Annotated in this window: 19 protein-coding genes; 9 read left to right on the top strand and 10 right to left on the bottom strand. The window is 69.3% G+C overall.

What is annotated here, in order from left to right:
* Positions 1-83: 83 nt before the first annotated feature.
* Positions 84-1,493, bottom strand: coding sequence for an ATP-binding protein (locus BMX96_RS02665; RefSeq protein WP_091843995.1), 1,410 nt, complete (start codon positions 1,491-1,493; stop codon positions 84-86).
* Entirely contained in the window at positions 1,493-2,212 is a 720-nt protein-coding gene (locus tag BMX96_RS02660; RefSeq protein WP_091843993.1) for a response regulator, read from the bottom strand. The genes BMX96_RS02665 and BMX96_RS02660 overlap by 1 nt, the downstream gene beginning before the upstream one ends.
* A gap of 170 nt (positions 2,213-2,382) precedes the next feature.
* Between BMX96_RS02660 and BMX96_RS19840 the strand changes: the two genes are divergently transcribed.
* The 9 genes from BMX96_RS19840 to BMX96_RS19830 all read left to right on the top strand — a co-directional run bounded on the left by BMX96_RS19840 (position 2,383) and on the right by BMX96_RS19830 (position 8,610).
* Positions 2,383-2,934, top strand: a complete 552-nt coding sequence (locus BMX96_RS19840; RefSeq protein ID WP_091843991.1) for an EF-hand domain-containing protein — start codon at positions 2,383-2,385, stop codon at positions 2,932-2,934.
* A 179-nt stretch (positions 2,935-3,113) separates the two neighbouring features.
* Complete coding sequence (locus BMX96_RS02650; RefSeq protein WP_073126158.1) at positions 3,114-3,548, top strand: ion channel; 435 nt, start codon at positions 3,114-3,116, stop codon at positions 3,546-3,548.
* The gene (locus BMX96_RS02645) at positions 3,545-4,246 is read left to right on the top strand and encodes a TVP38/TMEM64 family protein (RefSeq protein WP_091843989.1); all 702 of its coding nucleotides are present in this window, start codon (positions 3,545-3,547) and stop codon (positions 4,244-4,246) included. The genes BMX96_RS02650 and BMX96_RS02645 overlap by 4 nt, the downstream gene beginning before the upstream one ends.
* Before the next feature lie 130 nt (positions 4,247-4,376).
* A complete protein-coding gene (locus tag BMX96_RS02640) occupies positions 4,377-4,754 on the top strand; it encodes a hypothetical protein (RefSeq protein ID WP_091843986.1) in 378 nt (125 codons plus the stop codon).
* Positions 4,755-4,809: 55 nt separating this feature from the next.
* Positions 4,810-5,028, top strand: coding sequence for a hypothetical protein (locus tag BMX96_RS02635; RefSeq protein ID WP_091843984.1), 219 nt, complete (start codon positions 4,810-4,812; stop codon positions 5,026-5,028).
* Positions 5,025-6,437, top strand: a complete 1,413-nt coding sequence (locus BMX96_RS02630; protein ID WP_091843982.1) for a TolC family protein — start codon at positions 5,025-5,027, stop codon at positions 6,435-6,437. The genes BMX96_RS02635 and BMX96_RS02630 overlap by 4 nt, the downstream gene beginning before the upstream one ends.
* The gene (locus BMX96_RS02625) at positions 6,434-7,804 is read left to right on the top strand and encodes a multicopper oxidase family protein (RefSeq protein WP_091843978.1); all 1,371 of its coding nucleotides are present in this window, start codon (positions 6,434-6,436) and stop codon (positions 7,802-7,804) included. The genes BMX96_RS02630 and BMX96_RS02625 overlap by 4 nt, the downstream gene beginning before the upstream one ends.
* Before the next feature lie 31 nt (positions 7,805-7,835).
* The gene (locus tag BMX96_RS19835) at positions 7,836-8,315 is read left to right on the top strand and encodes a cupredoxin domain-containing protein (protein WP_091843976.1); all 480 of its coding nucleotides are present in this window, start codon (positions 7,836-7,838) and stop codon (positions 8,313-8,315) included.
* A 16-nt stretch (positions 8,316-8,331) separates the two neighbouring features.
* Positions 8,332-8,610 (top strand): copper-binding protein, encoded by a 279-nt coding sequence (locus tag BMX96_RS19830; RefSeq protein WP_091843974.1) that lies wholly within the window; start codon positions 8,332-8,334, stop codon positions 8,608-8,610.
* A 53-nt stretch (positions 8,611-8,663) separates the two neighbouring features.
* Here the strand turns inward: BMX96_RS19830 and BMX96_RS02610 are convergent, their stop codons facing one another.
* From BMX96_RS02610 to BMX96_RS02575, 8 genes are read right to left on the bottom strand one after another with little or no spacing between them, the layout of a single operon-like run.
* On the bottom strand, positions 8,664-10,055 hold the full coding sequence (locus BMX96_RS02610) for an NADH-quinone oxidoreductase subunit N (protein ID WP_091843972.1): 1,392 nt from the start codon (positions 10,053-10,055) through the stop codon (positions 8,664-8,666).
* Between the two features lies 1 nt (position 10,056).
* Positions 10,057-11,529, bottom strand: coding sequence for a complex I subunit 4 family protein (locus BMX96_RS02605; protein WP_091843970.1), 1,473 nt, complete (start codon positions 11,527-11,529; stop codon positions 10,057-10,059).
* 4 nt (positions 11,530-11,533) lie between these two features.
* Positions 11,534-13,438, bottom strand: a complete 1,905-nt coding sequence (locus BMX96_RS02600; protein WP_091843967.1) for an NADH-quinone oxidoreductase subunit 5 family protein — start codon at positions 13,436-13,438, stop codon at positions 11,534-11,536.
* Positions 13,435-13,740, bottom strand: coding sequence for an NADH-quinone oxidoreductase subunit NuoK (gene nuoK, locus BMX96_RS02595; protein WP_091843965.1), 306 nt, complete (start codon positions 13,738-13,740; stop codon positions 13,435-13,437). Before nuoK ends, BMX96_RS02600 begins: the two co-directional genes overlap by 4 nt.
* Complete coding sequence (locus tag BMX96_RS02590; protein ID WP_214606823.1) at positions 13,737-14,348, bottom strand: NADH-quinone oxidoreductase subunit J family protein; 612 nt, start codon at positions 14,346-14,348, stop codon at positions 13,737-13,739. Before BMX96_RS02590 ends, nuoK begins: the two co-directional genes overlap by 4 nt.
* Positions 14,345-15,208, bottom strand: coding sequence for a complex I subunit 1 family protein (locus BMX96_RS02585; protein WP_091843961.1), 864 nt, complete (start codon positions 15,206-15,208; stop codon positions 14,345-14,347). Before BMX96_RS02585 ends, BMX96_RS02590 begins: the two co-directional genes overlap by 4 nt.
* The gene (locus tag BMX96_RS02580) at positions 15,205-16,113 is read right to left on the bottom strand and encodes a condensation domain-containing protein (protein WP_091843959.1); all 909 of its coding nucleotides are present in this window, start codon (positions 16,111-16,113) and stop codon (positions 15,205-15,207) included. The genes BMX96_RS02585 and BMX96_RS02580 overlap by 4 nt, the downstream gene beginning before the upstream one ends.
* On the bottom strand, positions 16,104-16,439 hold the full coding sequence (locus BMX96_RS02575; RefSeq protein WP_236736930.1) for an NADH-quinone oxidoreductase subunit A: 336 nt from the start codon (positions 16,437-16,439) through the stop codon (positions 16,104-16,106). Before BMX96_RS02575 ends, BMX96_RS02580 begins: the two co-directional genes overlap by 10 nt.
* Between the last annotated feature and the right edge of the window lie 758 nt (positions 16,440-17,197).

Genomic DNA, 17,197 nt, shown 5'->3' with positions numbered 1-17,197 from the left:
GCCCGCTACCCCACATCATCTGCTATCCCTCCGCATGCGAATTGAGCCGTTGCGGCAGCATATCATATTCCAAAATAAAGATGTCAAATTGGCGTCACGGCGTCCGCTGTCGATACCGCAATCGGGATAAAGACCGCGGCGCGCAGGCCGCCCCCTTTGAGGTTGCGAAGCGTGATGTCGCCACCGTGGGCTCGGACGATCGTGCGCGCGATGGACAGGCCCAGGCCATGTCCCCCGGTCTCGCGCGACCGCGAGGATTCGAGCCGGTAGAACGGATCGAAAACCTGTTCGAGCTGGACGGCAGGAATGCCAGGCCCCGCGTCGTCCACAGTCACGATCACGGCGTCGTCCTGCCGCGACCAGCCGACCATAGCGCCACCGCCATATCGTCGGGCGTTTTCGATCAGGTTGCGCAGCGCCCGGCGCAGGGCCGCGGGCCGCAGGCGCAGGGTGACGGCCGGGCCCGGAGCGATCTCGAAAGCGCCGTGCATGTCGTGGCGCAGGCCATCGAGGAAGGCGCGCAGGTCCACGCTCTCGGGCGGCTCCGAGCCGGTCAGGCCGCGGGCGAATGTCAGGGTCGCGTCGACCATGCCCTGCATCTCTTCCACCGACGCGACGAGGCTGTCGCGCGTTTCGTCGTCGTCGACCATCTCGGCGCGCACCCGCAACGCAGTGAGCGGCGAGCGCAGATCATGGCCCAAGGCGGCCAGCATCCGGGTCCGGTCGCCGACGAACCGGGTCAGCCGGTCCTGCATCCGGTTGAACGCGACGGTCAGGTCGCGCACCTCGGTCGGACCGGCCACGGGCAACGCGCCGACATCCTCGCCCCGCCCGAGCCTGTCGGCCGCCCCCGCCAATCGCCTGAGCGGACCGGTCAGCCGCGCCATCACGAACCAGATCACGGCGACCAGCAGCACCGCCGCCGAAATAGCGAAGGTCAGGGGCGCGTGGAGGGGCCACTGGATCGGCGGTCGCTCGAACCGCGTCCCGACATTCAGCCAGCCGCCACCCGCGAGTGCAATGGACAGGTTCATCTCGACCGCCGTCAGCTCGCCGCGCATCATGGCCGCGTGCATGTCGGTCATCTCGGGCGACAGGTTCGGCAGCGGCATGAGCTGCCCTTCGACTTGGTGCAGCTCGACGCGGATATCGCGGCTGAACCCGTCATCCAGCAACGTCCGTATCCGGGCTTCGACGACCCCGCCGGCCGAGTGATCCATGTGCCGGACCTCGGCCGTGTCCGACAGCTCGAAGCGCACGAGGGGCGAGTTCGCCGCGCGAATGATCGAGCCGTGCAGATCGGGCGGCGCCTCCTCGATCAGGCGCGCGACATTCGCCGCCCGCCCGGCGGCTTCGAACCCCAGCGCGGCCCGGATAGCGAGACTGCGTTCATCGGCGAAAAGCAGAAGGCTCACACCCTGCGCCGCGGCCAGGGCGGCCACCACCAGCAGGATCAGCTGGACCCTCAGGGATGTAGGGCGCCCGAGCGTCATCAGACGGGCGCGACATCCACGGCCAGGCAATAGCCGCCGTTGCGCACCGTCTTGATGATCGTGGGGCGCAGCACGTCGGGTTCGATCTTGCGGCGCAGGCGGCTGATCTGGTTGTCGATGGTCCGGTCCATGGGCCCCGCCGAACGGCCCGCCGTCAGGTCAAGAAGCTGGTCGCGGCTCAGAACCAGCCGCGCGCGCTCCAGCAGCACGACCAGAAGGCGGAACTCGGAATCGGTCAGGGGGATCTCCCCCCGCGCGGCGCCCGACAGGGTCTGCCGGTCGGTGTCGAGCGTCAGGTGCCCGAACCGCACCCGCTGCCCCGCCAGGCGACCCGCAAGCCGGTCGTCGCGGGTGCTGCGCCGCAGGACGGACCTGATCCGCGCCAGCAATTCGCGGGGGTTGAAGGGTTTGGCAAGGTAATCGTCCGCCCCGGTCTCGAGCCCGACGATGCGATCCGTCTCGCCGTCGAGCGCGGTCAGCATGATGATCGGAACCGTCGCCTCGGCGCTCAGCCTGCGGCAGGCGGACAGGCCGTCCTCGCCCGGCATCATCACGTCCAGCACCACAAGGTCGAACTGCCCAGCCGCCAGTTTCGCGTCCATCTCGGCGGCGTCCTTCGCAGCCGTGGCCCGCATCCCGTTGCGTTCGAGATAGCGCGTCACGCTTTCGCGGATCTGCGCGTGGTCGTCCACGACAAGGATATGCGGCGGCTGTGCCATGCGGCCTCATATCGGACGAAACACCTCGGGGTCACAACGAATTTTGTCGCGGTGTGTATCATCCACCGGGTCTGCGACAGACCGATACAATTCTCAGCGGCGCGACGGGTTTTCCTCTGTCGCGGGCGGACCATCTGGCGATCACCAAGCCGAACGCAATGGAGATACTGATGCCCACACTCGCACGAACCGCTGGAATTCTTGCCATCACGGCGCTGACCGCCGGGGCCGCCGCGGCCGCAAGCCACAATCATGGCGACAATGCCGGTGGCGCCGGCAGCCAAGGTGGCGGCATCGCCATGGACGGCGCGCCCCACGACATGATGCAGGGCATGCGGCACATGATGCAGCGGATGCACGGCGCGGGCACGATGGGCGGCGCCGGTGGCGATGCGGGCGCGATGATGGATCGCGATATGATGACGATGATGGGCCAGGGCACGATGGATGGCATGCCACAGGGCATGAGCGCCGAAAGCTTGCGTGGCCGGCTCGACGAATACGACGCGAACGACGACGGCGCGCTAAGCCTCGACGAATTCGCGGGATGGCACGCCGCGATGATGCGCGAGCGCACGGTCGACCGGTTCCAGCATCTCGACTCCGACGGCGACGGGACGGTGACCCCGGACGAGGTGGACAACTTCGCCGGGCGCGCGGGCTGGATGCAGGGCGCCATGCGGGACGGCCGCCCGATGGGAGACACGGCCGATCAGAACTGATCCGGCGACGGCGCGTTGCAGGGTGGACCGGCCCGCGCGGCCGGGCCAGATCGAAACAGGGGGACATCCCAGATGCGCCAGCATTCTCATCCCGGCTCAGACACGCCGACATCCACTCCGACGCACACGCACGGCCCGACCGATCGTGGTCCGCTGGATCGGGCGGAAAGGGCCCGGCCATGACCCTCGCCGCGCTGCTCATCGGGACCTGCCTTGTCGCGGCCATGGGGCATGTGCACCACCACGCGTTGACCACGCTGGGGCGGCTGGCGCCGAACCCACAAGCCGGCTCGTCGCGCGCGGTGCACGTCACCTTCCTTGGCCTTCTGCTGCTTCACCTGGCCGAGATCCTGGTCTTCGCGCTGGTGAACCGGTGGCTCCTGCGCTGGGAGGCCCTGGGGGGCACCACGTCCGGTCCGCTGGACTGGGCCGACGTGATCTACCTGACCGGCGTGAACTTCACCACGCTGGGGCTTGCCCGCATCAACCTGACGGGCGACATCCGGATCGTCACCATGCTTCAGTCGCTCGGGGGGCTCATGCTGCTGACATGGTCGGCCACCTACCTGTTCAGCGTCTGCCGCCAAAGCTGGCGCGAGGCCGAGCAGGAATGACGCGGGCCGCCGCAGGGCTGACGGCGCGCCGCGTCGCCGCGGGCGTGGGCGCCCTGCTGCTCGCCGGGCTGCTCTTGGCATGGCTGATGGATTGGCTGCCCACCGGCATCGACAGGACCACCATCACCCGCTGGGTGGACGCGGCCGGACCCTGGGGGCCGGTCGCGGTGATCGGCCTGATGACGGCCGCGGTGGTGGCCAGCCCGATCCCCAGCGCGCCGATCGCCCTGGCGGCGGGCGCCGCCTACGGCCATTACGCGGGCGCGGCCTATGTCGCCATCGGCTCCGAGATCGGGGCCATCACCGCCTTCCTGATCGCCCGGTTCGTGGGGCGCCGGACGGTCGAACGCATCCTGGGCGACAAGGCCGATTACGGTCTGCTGGGCTCGCAGAACGCGCTGACGCTGACGGTCTTCGCCAGCCGCCTGCTGCCCTTCGTGTCCTTCGACGCCATGAGCTACGCGGCCGGGCTCAGCCGCCTGCATTTCTGGCGGTTCGCGCTGGCCACGCTGGCCGGTATCCTGCCGGCAAGCTTCGTGCTGGCGCATTTCGGAAGCATCGCCATGGACGGGGATGCCGGGGCGGCCGAATGGCTCGCCATCGGGCTCGGCCTGCTGACCGCCCTGCCGCTGGTCGTCCTGGCCCTGCGCCGCAGGAAAGACCGGCGCGAAGGGGGCGGCCCGGAAGGTCCCGAATGAGCGCGGCCCATCGCCGGAAGAAAAGGCAGGCCGGGCACCGGCGGCATCACGCGCAAGTGACGGCGCCTTTCGCCCGCCCTCACGAATACATCTTGCCAGATGCCCGGAAGCCGGCAATCTGGCGGCCGATATGACCGTAGTTCGCGCCTTCCTTACCCGATTGACCTTTGCCCTGGCCTTGCTGGTCTTGGGCATCGAGCCAGCGTTGGCGCGGGCAAACTCGGTTGACTGCATGGCGCCAACCGTGGCCGTCGGCACCCTGTCGGATGCGGCGCACGCAGCCCATCACGCGGGGATGCATGGCGCCGACGCCGCGCTGCCGGACTCCGACACGCAGCAGACCGCCTCGGGCATGTGCTGCATCGGGACCTTCGGGATCGCCACCGAAATTCTGCCAAGCATCGCTACCGCCGCATCCCGTCTGACCATGGCCGAGCATGATCCCATGGTCGCCGCCGGGGCGAACCTCATCGACCCGACCGGGCTGAGACGGCCTCCGAAGGCCTGAGCGCGTCCTGCCGGCCCCGCCCGGCGCGAACGTTACTTGGACCCAGAGGCAATTCATGACTTTCCGACTCGCGGCCACCGTGCCGTTTCTTCTGGCCGGCTGCGCGCCGCTGCCGGACCTTCCGCAAAGCGCGGCCTTCATCGGACCGGCCGACACGCGCGCCACCGGGACCGCACCGACCGAACCGGTCCTGTCCTACCAGCCACGTCGGGTCGAGGCGCCCGCCGACTGGCGGCGGCTGAACGACCGCCAGGCCCCGGGGGGCGGATCATGAGACTGCTATCCGTAACGGCGCTCGCCCTCCCCGCCCTGCTGGCCGCCTGCGCGGACACCGCGCTGGTCGGCGCCGGCTCGGACCCGCGGCCGGGCTTCGCGCTTCTGAGTTCGAAATCGCGCGATGCGACGGGCGCCAGCCCGACCTGGGCGCAGAACAGCGCCGAGCTGGCCGCGAACGAGGCACGGGTCAAGGCGCTGATCGCCGGCAAGACCATCGGGCCCGATACCGCCGTGCAGGTCGCGCTGATGAACAACCGCGGCTTGCAGGCGGCCTTCGCCGATCTCGGCTTCGCCGCCGCCGATGTCTGGGAAACCGGGCTTGGCCCCAACCCGGCGCTGGCCGTCGGGATCAGCGGGATCGGCGAGGTCGGCATCGCCGATGCCTTCGAGGCCGTCATCGTCGGCTCGCTCCTGGATCTCGCCACGCGCAAGCAGCGCGGTGCCTTGGCGATGACCGATTTCCAGATCGCCCAGCTCAACGTCCTGGCGGCGACGCTTGCGCTCGCGTGGGAGACGAGGCTGGCGTGGATCGACGCGGTCGCGGCCTTCGAGGCCGCCGCCCTCGTGGGACGCGCGCAGGGCACGGCCGACGCCGCGTCGGAACTGGCGGCCGAGCTGGGCCGCACCGGTGCCCTGAGCGCGTCGGACCAGGCGCGCGAATACGCCTTCACCGCCGCGCTGGCCGCCGAACGCGCCGAGGCCCGGCTCGAGGCGCGGCTGGCCAAGGAAAGGCTGGCGCGGCTCATGGGGCTCAGCGGTCCCGAAGCCACCTTCTACGTGCCCGACCGCCTGCCATCCCTACCCGGCCGCCGACCGGGCCGCGCCAACGTGGAACGCATGGCGCTGGAGCACCGCGTGGACATCGCGGCCGGTCGCCTCGCGCTGGACCGCGTGGCCCGGGAATACCGGCTCGACGGACAGACGCGCATGATCTCGGACATCGCGCTGGCCGCGGGGGTCGAGGTCGAGCGGACCGACGGCGACGCGGGCCGCGAGACCGAGACCACCCCGGTGCTCGAGATCGGGTTCGAGATCCCGCTTTATGACACCGCCGCGTTGAAGGGCCGGCGGGGACAGATGGCCTATCTTCACGCCGCCAACGCGCTGGCGCAGACGGCCATCGACGCGCGGGCCGAGGCGCGCGCGGCCCATGCCGCCGTTGAGGGCCGCTACGACATCGCGCGGCACTGGCGCGACCAGGTGCTGCCGCTGCGCCGCACCATCGATGAGGAAGCGCTCAAAAGCTACAACGGCATGCTCACCTCGACCTTCGAGCTGATCGCGGATGCGCGCGAAGCCCTCGAGGCCGAGCTGGGCGCGGCCGAGGCCAAGGCGGATTACTGGCGCGCCGAGGTTGCCGTTTCGGCGGCGATCTGGGGCGGCGCCGCAGAAGGAGACACCGAATGATCAACCGCAGACAGATGCTCACCGCCGGGGCCGGCGCCGTCCTGGCCTCGGCCGCCACCGCCCAGACCCGGTTCCGCGACCTGCCGGAACTGGCCGTCGTGAACGACGCGGCGACGCAGGTTCCGCCGCGCCCGGGCCAGGGCCCCGACTACAACCCCGTGGTCACGCTGAACGGCTGGTCGCTGCCTTGGCGGATGAACGGCAACGTAAAGGAATTCCACCTCGTGGCCGAGCCGGTGGAACGGGTCATGGCCAACGGCATGATCGCGCGGCTGTGGGGCTATAACGGCCAGTCCACCGGCCCGACGATCGAGGCGGTCGAGGGCGAAAGGGTGCGCATCTACGTGACCAACCGCCTGCCCGAACACACGTCGGTGCACTGGCACGGGCTGATACTGCCATCGGGCATGGATGGCGTGGGCGGCCTGTCGCACCCCGCGATCCCGCCCGGCAAGACCTTCGTCTACGAGTTCGACCTGACGAAATCCGGCACCTTCATGTATCACCCCCACGCCGACGAGATGGTGCAGATGGCCATGGGGATGATGGGCCTCTTCATCGTGCATCCGCGCGACCCGGACTTCATGCCCGTCGACCGCGACTTCGCCTTCCTGCTGGCGGCCTACGACATCGACCCGGGCACCTACATCCCCCGCGTGGCCGAGATGACGAACTTCAACATGTGGACCTGGAACAGCCGGATCTTCCCGGACATCGACCCGCTGGTGGTGGCAAAGGGCGACCGGGTGCGCGTGCGCTGCGGCAACCTGACGATGACCAACCACCCGATCCACATGCACGGCTACGATTTCGAGGTCACCTGCACAGATGGCGGCTGGGTGCCGGAGACGGCGCGCTGGCCCGAGGTCAGCATCGACATCCCCGTGGGCGCCATGCGCGCCTACGAATTCGACGCCGTGCACGAGGGCGACTGGGCGATCCACTGCCACAAGTCGCACCACACGATGAACGCCATGGGCCACGACCTGCCGACCTTCATCGGGGCCGACAAGTCGCGGCTGACGCAGATGATCCGCCGCCAGACCCCCGGCTACATGCCCATGGGCACGGCCGGGATGGCCGACATGGCCGAGATGTCGATGGAGATCCCGGACAACACGATCCCGATGATGACGGGCTGGGGCCCGCACGGCCCGCTCGAGATGGGCGGCATGTTCTCGGTCGTGAAGGTGCGCGACGGCATCGCGCCCGGCGACTACACCGATCCCGGCTGGTATCAGAACCCGCCCGGCACCGAAGCCTGGGAATGGACCGGCGAACTGCCGGACCACGCCCGCCAGAGCTCCCCCGAAACCATCGTCACGCCGCGGGCCCATGGCGGGCACGGCGGACATGGCAACGGATGAGAAGATCCTCTTTGACACGAAGGACACTCGAATGAACGGACCTTTCCTTGCCCTGGCGCTGGTTGCCGCGGCATTGCCCACCGGCCTGATGGCCGCGGGCACCCATGCCGGCGGACATGGCCACGCGGCCATGGCCATCGGCAGCCCCGCCGAGAGCGAGCCCACGCGCACCATCGAGATCCGAATGGCCGAGACCGAGGACGGCCGGATGATTTTCGAGCCCGCATCGCTGGACGTCTCGGAAGGCGAAACCGTGCGGCTGGCGATCACGAATACCGGCGCGCTTCCCCACGAATTCGTCATGGATACCCTGCCCAACGTCGAAGAGCACAAGGCCCTGATGGAGCGCTTCCCCGAGATGGAGCACGACGACCCCAACGCCGTGCATCTCGAACCGGGCGAAAGCGGCGAGATCCTGTGGACCTTCGCCGAGGCGGGCACCTTCCAGTTCGCCTGCCTCATCCCCGGCCACTACGACGCCGGCATGCACGGCCCCCTCATCGTCAACTGAACCAAGGACATCTCACATGAAACACTTCGTCTTCGCCGCCGCGCTGGCCCTGGCGGCTGCCCCTGCCCTGGCCGACGGGCATTTCGCCGACGGCACGATCACCAAGATCGACCGGCAGTGGAACAAGCTGACCATCGACCACGGCCCGCTGGCCAATCTCGACATGCCCGCCATGAAGATGGTCTTCGAGGTCTCGGACAGCGTCGCCATCGACGACCTTGCGGAAGGTGACCGGATTTCCTTCGCGGCAGACCGGGTGAACGGCAAGCTCACCGTGGTCGAGATGGCCAAGTAACCCGCCCGACCGGTCCGGCCCCCAAGGCCGGGCCGGTCACGCGCGCAGACGGCTCAGGGCAGCAGCCCCTGCCCCAGCGACGCCCAGAAGGGCGCCCACAGGACCGTCGCGCCAACCAGGATCGCGACCGAGATCCACAGCACCGCCCGCGCCGAGCCGCCCAGCGTCTCGACCGGGCCCTCGGGCGCCGCGAAGACCGCGGGCGCGATGACCCGCAGGTAGTAGAACAGCGACACGACCGTGTTGGCGACCGCGACGACCGCCAGCCAGCCGAACCCGGTGCCGAGCGTTGCGGAAAACAGTGCGAACTTGCCCAGGAACCCGGCCAGCGGCGGGATGCCCACCAGCGACAGGAAGGCCAGCGTCAGGGCCACCACGGCGCCGGGACGCGCCCGCAACAGCCCGCGGTAATCGGCGATCCGCGTGCGCCCGCGCAGCTCGGCCACCACGGCGAAGGCCACGACGTTGGCCAGGCCATAGACCGTCATGAAGCCCAGCAGCGCGGGAAGCGCCATGGGCGCCACGCCGACCACCGCGACGGCCATCAGCGCATAGCCGGTCTGGCTGACCGAGGACCAGCCGATCAGCCGGCGCAGGTCGTCCTGCCAGATCGCGGTGAGATTGCCCACCGTCATGGTCGCCGCCGCGACCAGCGCAATCAGCAGCGGCAGGGCCGCAAGCCCCGGCGCCAGGTGCACCAGCCGGTAAAGCGCGACCGCCCCGGCCAGTTTCGGGACCACCGTCAGGAACGCCGCGGCCGGGACCGGCGCGCCCTCGGCCACGTCGGGCACCCAGGTGTGCACTGGCACGGCGCCGAGCTTGAAGAACAGCCCCGTCAGCACCAGCGTCAGACCGATCAGCGCCAGCGGGTCCTCGGGGATCCCTCCCGACAGCGTCGCGTAATCGGTGCTCCCGGCGATCCCCATGACGAAGACGACGCCGATGACCAGGAAGGCGTTCGCCAGCGCGCCCACGAGGAAGTATTTCATCCCCGCTTCCAGCGATATCTCCCAGTCGCGGTGGTAGGCGGCCAGCACGTATCCCGTGACCGACGACAGCAGCACGCCCATGACCAGCTGCATGAGGTCTGCCGCGCCCGCCATGGCCAGCGCGCCCAGGGTCGAGAACAGCAGCATGGCGTAGAATTCCCCGTGCCGCCGGTCGGTGGCCAGCCAGCGCGGCGCAAGCCCCGCGCAGAGGATCGCAAGACCCGGGATCGCCAGCCGCGCCCATGTCGTCGCCGGGTCCAGGGCATAGGTGCCCGAAAAGGTCAGCCGCTCGGCCCCCGCCTGCCCCAGCGCAAGCGCCATGGACAGGCCAAGGCCCAGAACGGCCAGCCCGGCGCACCAGCCATGGCGCCGCTGCGGCAGCACCATCGCCAGCAGCAACACGGCCACCGCCGTCAGCAGGACCGCCAGTTCCGGGGCGAGATCGCCGATGGGCATGTCAGCCCCCCGGGCCAAGCACGGGGATCAGCGCCGCCGCGTCGATCAGCTCAAGAAGCCAGGCGGGCCAGATGCCGATCAGCACCACCAGCGCCAGAAGCCCCGCCAGAAGCGCCGTCTCGGTCCCGGTCAGGTCGGTGAAGCCCGCCCGCTCCTTCGGCATGTCGCCGAAGAACATCTGCCGGATCATCCGCAAGAACAGCGCGGCGGTGATCAGGATGCCCAGAAGGCCGATCGCCCCAAGCCACGGATAGACGGCGAAGGTGCCGAGGAAGATATGCAGCTCGGCCACGAATCCGGCCAGGCCCGGCAGCCCCAGCGACGCGAAGGCCGCCAGCGTCGCGGCCCCCGTCAGGCGCGGCGCGGGTCCCGCCAGCCCGCCAAAATTGGGCAGGTGATAGTCGCCCGCCCGCTGCCAGACCGCGCCCGCCACCAGGAACAGCGCGCCGGTGATCAGGCCATGGGCGATCATCTCGACCACCGCGCCGGTCAGCGCCATCTGCCGCGCGGCCTCGGACCCCAGCGCCGATCCCGCCACCGCGATGCCCAGCACGGTGTATCCCATGTGGTTGACCGAGGTGTAGGCGATGCGCCGTTTCAAGTTGTCCTGCGCGAAGGCGACGATGCTGCCCCACAGGATCGAGATGACCCCGACCACGGCCAGCGGCAGCGCCCACCGCGCGAAGGTCTCGGGCATCATCTGCATCGGCATCCGGATCAGCCCGTAGGTCCCCATCTTCAGAAGCACCCCCGCCAGGATCGCCGAGGCCGGCCCCGGCGCGTTCACGTGGGCGGGCGGAAGCCAGGTATGGACCGGAAAGACCGGCGTCTTGATCCCGAACCCGACGACGAAGGCCAGAAAGATCAGCCCCGGCACCATGCCAGCGGCGGCCAGCGGCGGGCTGTCGATGATGGCGCGCATGTCGAAAGTCATCTGCGGCATGTTCAGCGCCAGCACGATGATGCCGATCAGGATCAGAAGCGACCCGGCCAGCGTGTAGATGAAGAACTTCAGCGCTGCGTGCTGCGCCTCGCCGTGGCCCCAGCGCCCGATGAGGAAATACATTCCCACGAGGCTCAGATCGAAGAACACGTAGAAGACGATCAGGTCCAGGGTCACGAACAGCCCGATCGAGACCCCGGCGAGGAACGCCATCCACGCGTAGTAGCTGCGCGGGTGGTGCACCTCCATCGGCCAGGCCGAGGCTGCCACGAAGATCAGCGCGCTCATCAGCGCCAGCGCCAGCGACATGCCGTCTACGCCCACGCGCCAGGCAATGCCCAGCGTCGGTATCCACGGCGCCTCGGCCACCGCGCGGAACCCCTCGCCCCCGCCGGCCCAGACGGCGATCAGCGCCAGCAGCGACAGCGCGGGCGCGCCCGTAGCCGTCCAGCGGGCGGCGCCTGCGCCGACGGGCGCCAACGCCAGCACGGCGGCGGCAAGAAGCGGGATGAGAACGGCAAGTGTCAGCACGGGATCAGCCTCCGAAGATCATGAGGCCCACGGCCAGCGCGATGCCGACCGTAAGGATGGTGTAATAATGGTGGGCAAGGCCCGTTTGCAGGCCGCGCAGGTCGGCCCCGGCCATGCCGGTCAGCCGCCCGCTGGCGGTGGGGATCAGGTCGCTCAGCCGCTCGCCTATCCCGGCGCCCAGTGACGCCAGCGCCTCGGTGGCCCGGACCGCCACGGCGACCGCGCCCCGTCCGACCCGGCGCGCGGCTCCGGGCGCCAGCCCATCGATGGCGTCGTCATCGGCGCGCGACAGCCGGCCCGAGGCGGCAAAGCCGATCCCGGCCACGCCGCGCGGGATCAGGTCGACGATCGCGTCGTCGATCCGCGCCATGGTGTTGGCCAGCGCGTGGAACGGCTCGATGACGCCGCGCTGGTAAAGCTCCGGCAGGCCCAACCAGTCGCGCGACGGGGCTTCGAGGCCCGTGCGCGCCAGCCGCAGCCCGGCCAGCACGCCGATGGCAACTGCGGTCAGCGACGCGACCAGCCCCAGGATCGAGCCTTCGGGCAGGGCGATTCCGAACCAGCTTGCGACCGGGTCGTGCACCGCCGGAAGCCACAGCGCCGACAGCGCCAGCGTGGCGAGTGACAGCGCGGCCAGCGCGGCGATCTCTGCCTTCGGCACCTGGGCCGCGTCGTCGTCACCGGGGCCGAACGCCGCCACCCAGAACCGGGTCGCATAGGCCGCGCCCAGCCCGCCCGCGATCACCATCGCCGTCGTCCAGAAGGGACCGGCATGCTCGACGGCCTTGACCATCTCCTCCTTGCTCCACCCGCCCGCCAGCGGCGGCACGGCGGCCAGCGACAGCGCCGCCACGCCCGCCAGCGCGGCCGCCACCGGTACCCGGCGGCCCAGGCGCATGTCCTTCAGATCGAAACTGCCCGTTACCCCCTGCGCCAGGCCCGCGGCGCAGAACAGCGCGGACTTGGTCGTGGCGTGGACGATCAGGTGCAGGACGGCGACCACCGGATAGCCCGCGCCGACGGTGGCGATCATCAGCCCCATCTGCGCCGAGGTCGATCCGGCCAGCAGCTTCTTCGCGTGGCCCTGCCGTAGCGCGACCGCGCCGCCGAGGATCGCGGTGCCAAGCCCCACGACCATGGCCGTCGCACCGAAGCCCGGCGCGCCCGACAGCTGCGGATGCAGCCGCGCGAGGATATAGACTCCCGCCGCGACCATGGTGGCCGAGTGCAGCAGCGCCGAAACAGGCGTCGGCCCGTCCATGGCGCGGAACAGCCACGGCGCGAAGGGCACCTGCCCCGCCTTCGACGCCGCCGCCAGAAGCAACCCGAACGCGGCGAGCGCCTGCGCCCACCCGTCCAGCGCACCAAGCGCGTCGTAGCCGACACGCCCGGCCCCCGCGAAGGTCGCCATCACGGCCAGGAACAGGCCCAAGTCGCCCGCGCGGGTCATCACGAAGGCGAAATTCGCCGAGAGTCCCGGCGCCTGCTGCCGCCACTTGTGTCCGATCAGCGCCCAGGAACAGGCGCCGACGATCTCCCACCCGATCAGCAGCGTGACCAGGTCGGCGGCGATGACGATCAGCTCCATCCCGCCGGTGAAGACCAGCATCAGGCCCAGGAGGCGCGGCAGCCCGGCCGCGTCCTCGTGCGACGCGGCGAACAGGATGATCGGCCCCAAGACAGCCGGAACGAGGATCGCGACCGCCTGCGCCAGCGGGGGCAGCGCGGCCTGCAACGCGATCGCATCCGACCACGCGAACGCGCCCGTTCTGCCGCCCATCGCGACCGCCAGCGCCAGCGTGACCGCCGCAGCGCCAAGCGCCAGGATCGCGACCCGTCCGCGCGGGCCACCCAGGGCCCAGATCGCCAGCCCGGCCAGCGCCGGAAGATATGCCAGCGACCAGATCACCCTTTCAGCGTCCCGATGCTTTCGGTCATGTCGGCCTGCCGCTTGCGGTAGACGGCCACCACCAGCGCGAAACCGATGGCCATCTCGACCGCCATCACGGCCATGACGATGATCGCCAGAAGCTGCCCCTCGGGCATGCCGCCCAGCGACAGCGACCAGAAACCGATGACGGCCAGCAGCGCGCCGTTCAGCATCAGCTCCAGCCCCATCATCAGCATGACGAAGCTTTGCTGGCTCAGCGCGCCGTAAAGCCCGATGCCGATCAGCGCCGCGGCGCCCAGAAGAACGATGGTCAGGGTCATCCATGGCCCCCGTGGTGATGGTGGTGATGATGTCCGCCGCCGCCCTCGGGCTGTCGACCCGCGGGCGCGCCGCCGTCGCTCAGGCCCGGTGGGCGCGATCCCTCGTCCGCCGCGCCGAACCGGCCCTGCCGCGACGACAGGATCACCGCGCCGACCATGGTGGCCAGCAGCGTGACGCCCGCCGTCTCGAAGATCAGCATCGAGGGGCCCAGCAGCTCGTGGCCCAGCTCGGCCACCACGTCGGCCTCGGCGCGCACCGCGTCCTCGGGCGGGCGCGAGAACAGCACGGCGGCCCCCAGAGACAGGGCGGCCACGACGCCCGCGCCGATGGACAGGCGGTGCTGGTGCACCATGACCATCGGGTTCAGCCCCGCCGGGTTCATCATGAACATGACCATGAAGATGGCCATCACCATCATCTCGACCGCCATCATGAACACCGTCGCGACGCCGATATAGGGCGCGGACAGAAGCACCCCGATGGCCCCCACCGCGATGAAGGACAGCATCAGCGAAAACGACGCGCGCACCATGCTGTCCACGCGGAACACGCGCCAGCCGGTCCAGACGGCGAAGAGTGAAAGAAGGGCCACCCACAGATCGGTCACAGCGCCACCACCCCCGAAATGACCAGGTCGGCGCATGACAGCGGCAGCAGCACGACCCACAGGATCGTCAGCATCCGGCTGGGCGTGGTGCGCGCGACGCGGTTGCCGAGCCAGACCAGCACCGCCATCAGCGCGGCCGTCTTCAGCCACAACCACACCGGCCCCGGCAGGACCGGCCCCAGCGGGCCGCCCAGGAACACCGTCGCCGCCACGGCCGAGACCGACACCAGCATGGCCAGCCGCGCGACCTGCCACAGCGCCCGGCCGGCGCCGCTGTCCTCGGCCGATGTGCCGCCCGCGATGTCGGCCGCGTCGGCGAAATCCATCGGCCCCCGCAACGTGAGCGTCAGCGCGACCACCAGGAACAGCGGCAGGCCCAGCGGCTGCCGCAGGACGTTCCAGACCTCGCGCTGGCTGTCCACGATGGCCACCAGCGACAGGCTTTCGGCGGGCAGGGCCGCCGCGATCAGCACGAACATCGAGGGCAGCATCACCGGCAGCCCGATGGCGGCATAGCGATAGGCCCCGATCAGCGGGAACGGCGCGTTCGGCGACCAGCCATGCAGGAAGACGACGATTATCGTCAGCGCCTCGCAGGTGCCCCAGATGACCACGCCCACCGGGCTGTCGATCAGCGCCAGTCCCGGCGCGAAGGGCACCACCGAAAGGCCCACCGCCGCGAGCGCAAGGTAGAAGGCCGGCGCCAGGTCGCGGTTCATCCGGTCCGGCGCCTCGGTCTCGATCCGCTGGCGGCTCAGCGTGCCGGCCAGCTCGGGCAGCGCCCGGTCCAGAAGGGCGGCCAGCACGACGCCGGCAAGAAGCGTGGCGCACACGGCCAGGACAAGAAGCAGAACCGTCATGCCGCCTCCGGTGCCCGCGCGGCGCGGATGAGGGCCGAGGGCGGCAGGGACGCGAGGATCAGCATGGCCTCGCTCCACTCGGCGCCGATCAGAAGCCGTGGCAGATCGAAGGGGCCGAGCGGTGCCGCCTCGCCCTTTCGCCACGCGGCCACCCTGTCCCGCATGTCGGTGCCGTCGATCCGGCCCAGCCCGCGCGAAATGGCACCCTGCACCCACAGCGCGCCCGGCCGCTTGCCCCCCAGCACGCGGTCGGCCGCGCGGTCCAGGCCCAGCAGGCGCAGGACCCGCGCCAGGCACAGATCGGGCGCATCGGCATCGGCGGGCTGCGCGAAGGGCGGGCTGTCGATGCTCACGTCGCAGATCACATCGCCCTGAAGCGTCACTTCCAGCGTCAGGCCGGGCGGCAGCATCGGCGCGAAGGGGCCGATCCGGGCGGAATAGCGGTCCAGCTGCAACCCGTCGCGGATGTCGGGGCCGGTCATCGCCATGGGGCGTCCGTAGGGCGTGCCGCCCATCATGCCCTTGCCGCCCTGACCGTGTGGGCCGATCCCCTTCCATTCGTTCGGCGGCGCGTCCGGCAGGCGATTCTCCTCGCCTGTTGCGGACACGCGAAGATCCTTGAGGGTCTCCATCACGCGCGCGACGATCCGGTCCGGGTCCTCGCCCTGCCACTGCACGGTCGCGCGCGGTGGCGGGATCTGGTCGTGGACGCGGGCCAGCGCCTCGGACGCTTCAGACGGAATATCACCGGCGACAAGCAGGATCGAGGCATCGCGCGGTGTCGAGGCACGGCGCATATCGCGCCGCGCGAACAGCCGCTCCGTCCCGGCCTGCCGCCCCGGCCCGATGGCGGCGAAGACCGCTGCGGGCGCGCGCGCAGCCAGGGTATCGCCGATCACTGCCACCGGAAGATCCCCTCGCGCCAGCCATAGAGGATACCGACCGACAGGATCGCGAGGAACATGCCCATTTCGGCCAGCGCCTTGATGCCCTCGGACACGAAGACCACTGCCCACGGATACATGAACATCATCTCCATCTCAAAGGCGATGAACAGCAGCGACATGGTGTAGGGGCGAAAGTGGAAGCGCTGCCAGGCATGGGTCTCGGCCGACCCGCCGCCAAGGAAGGGCATCGCCTGTGGGGCCGAGGCCGTCGCGGACGGCGAAAGCGCGATGGCGAAGAGGACCGCCAGGGCAGTCCATCCAAGGATGACGGCAAATGTCACCACGATCTGCGTCCTCCGTTTCCGGTCATCCGACTTCTGTTCCGATTACGGTCAAGTTTCCCGATACTCGGTGAAAAAAGGCGTCCAATCGCGAGACAGTTCCAGATTCCGGTCCTTCAGTCGCATGGAACATAACTAACAACGGGACTTTGCCTTGCCTCAAAGGCGATTCAGCGTGGTCAAATCTGCCGAGACTGGGCGGCGCCGGCGCTATCGTGGCAAAATCAGCAACCTTTGCGAAGAGATCGGACGAGCATCTCGATGCGGTCGTGATCCGGCCAGTCAGTGGCGCAATCCGATCTATCTTCAGGACCCGAGGTTTGCGTGCTTCCTTCTCAGTCGGCGGTGACTATAGATGCCGCAGATGCCGATCGTGTGCCTGACGCCGTTGATACCGTTCCTGGGGATCGCCTCTACCTCGGGCTCAATCGAATCGACCGTGACCACCGCAGTCGCTGCCAGCCTGTATGTTACAGACAGAATAGTTCAATGAGCCGGGTTGCCCGCTCCACCGTGGCCCGCATACGCAGACGCTCCCTCGACCTACCAAGGCTGGAAGTATGCTACGGATCTGCTACAAAGCGGTGGGATGATCCTCAAGCCGATGATTTAGAATGATTTCTCAAGTGTTTCTCCAGTCCATCATGGGGGCGACGGACAATCTGGCGTGTTGATCAATATTCATCGTCGACAGTCTCGAAAGATGGGCGGCAATTCAGGATTTGCCATGAAGCGGCCGTGGCCGCCGTCTTGGCTCGGGG

Source organism: Palleronia pelagia (assembly GCF_900110115.1).
Classification (GTDB): Bacteria; Pseudomonadota; Alphaproteobacteria; order Rhodobacterales; family Rhodobacteraceae; genus Palleronia; species Palleronia pelagia.
Note: the sequence above shows the minus strand (reverse complement) of the source record. Positions and strands in the feature narration are given on the sequence as shown.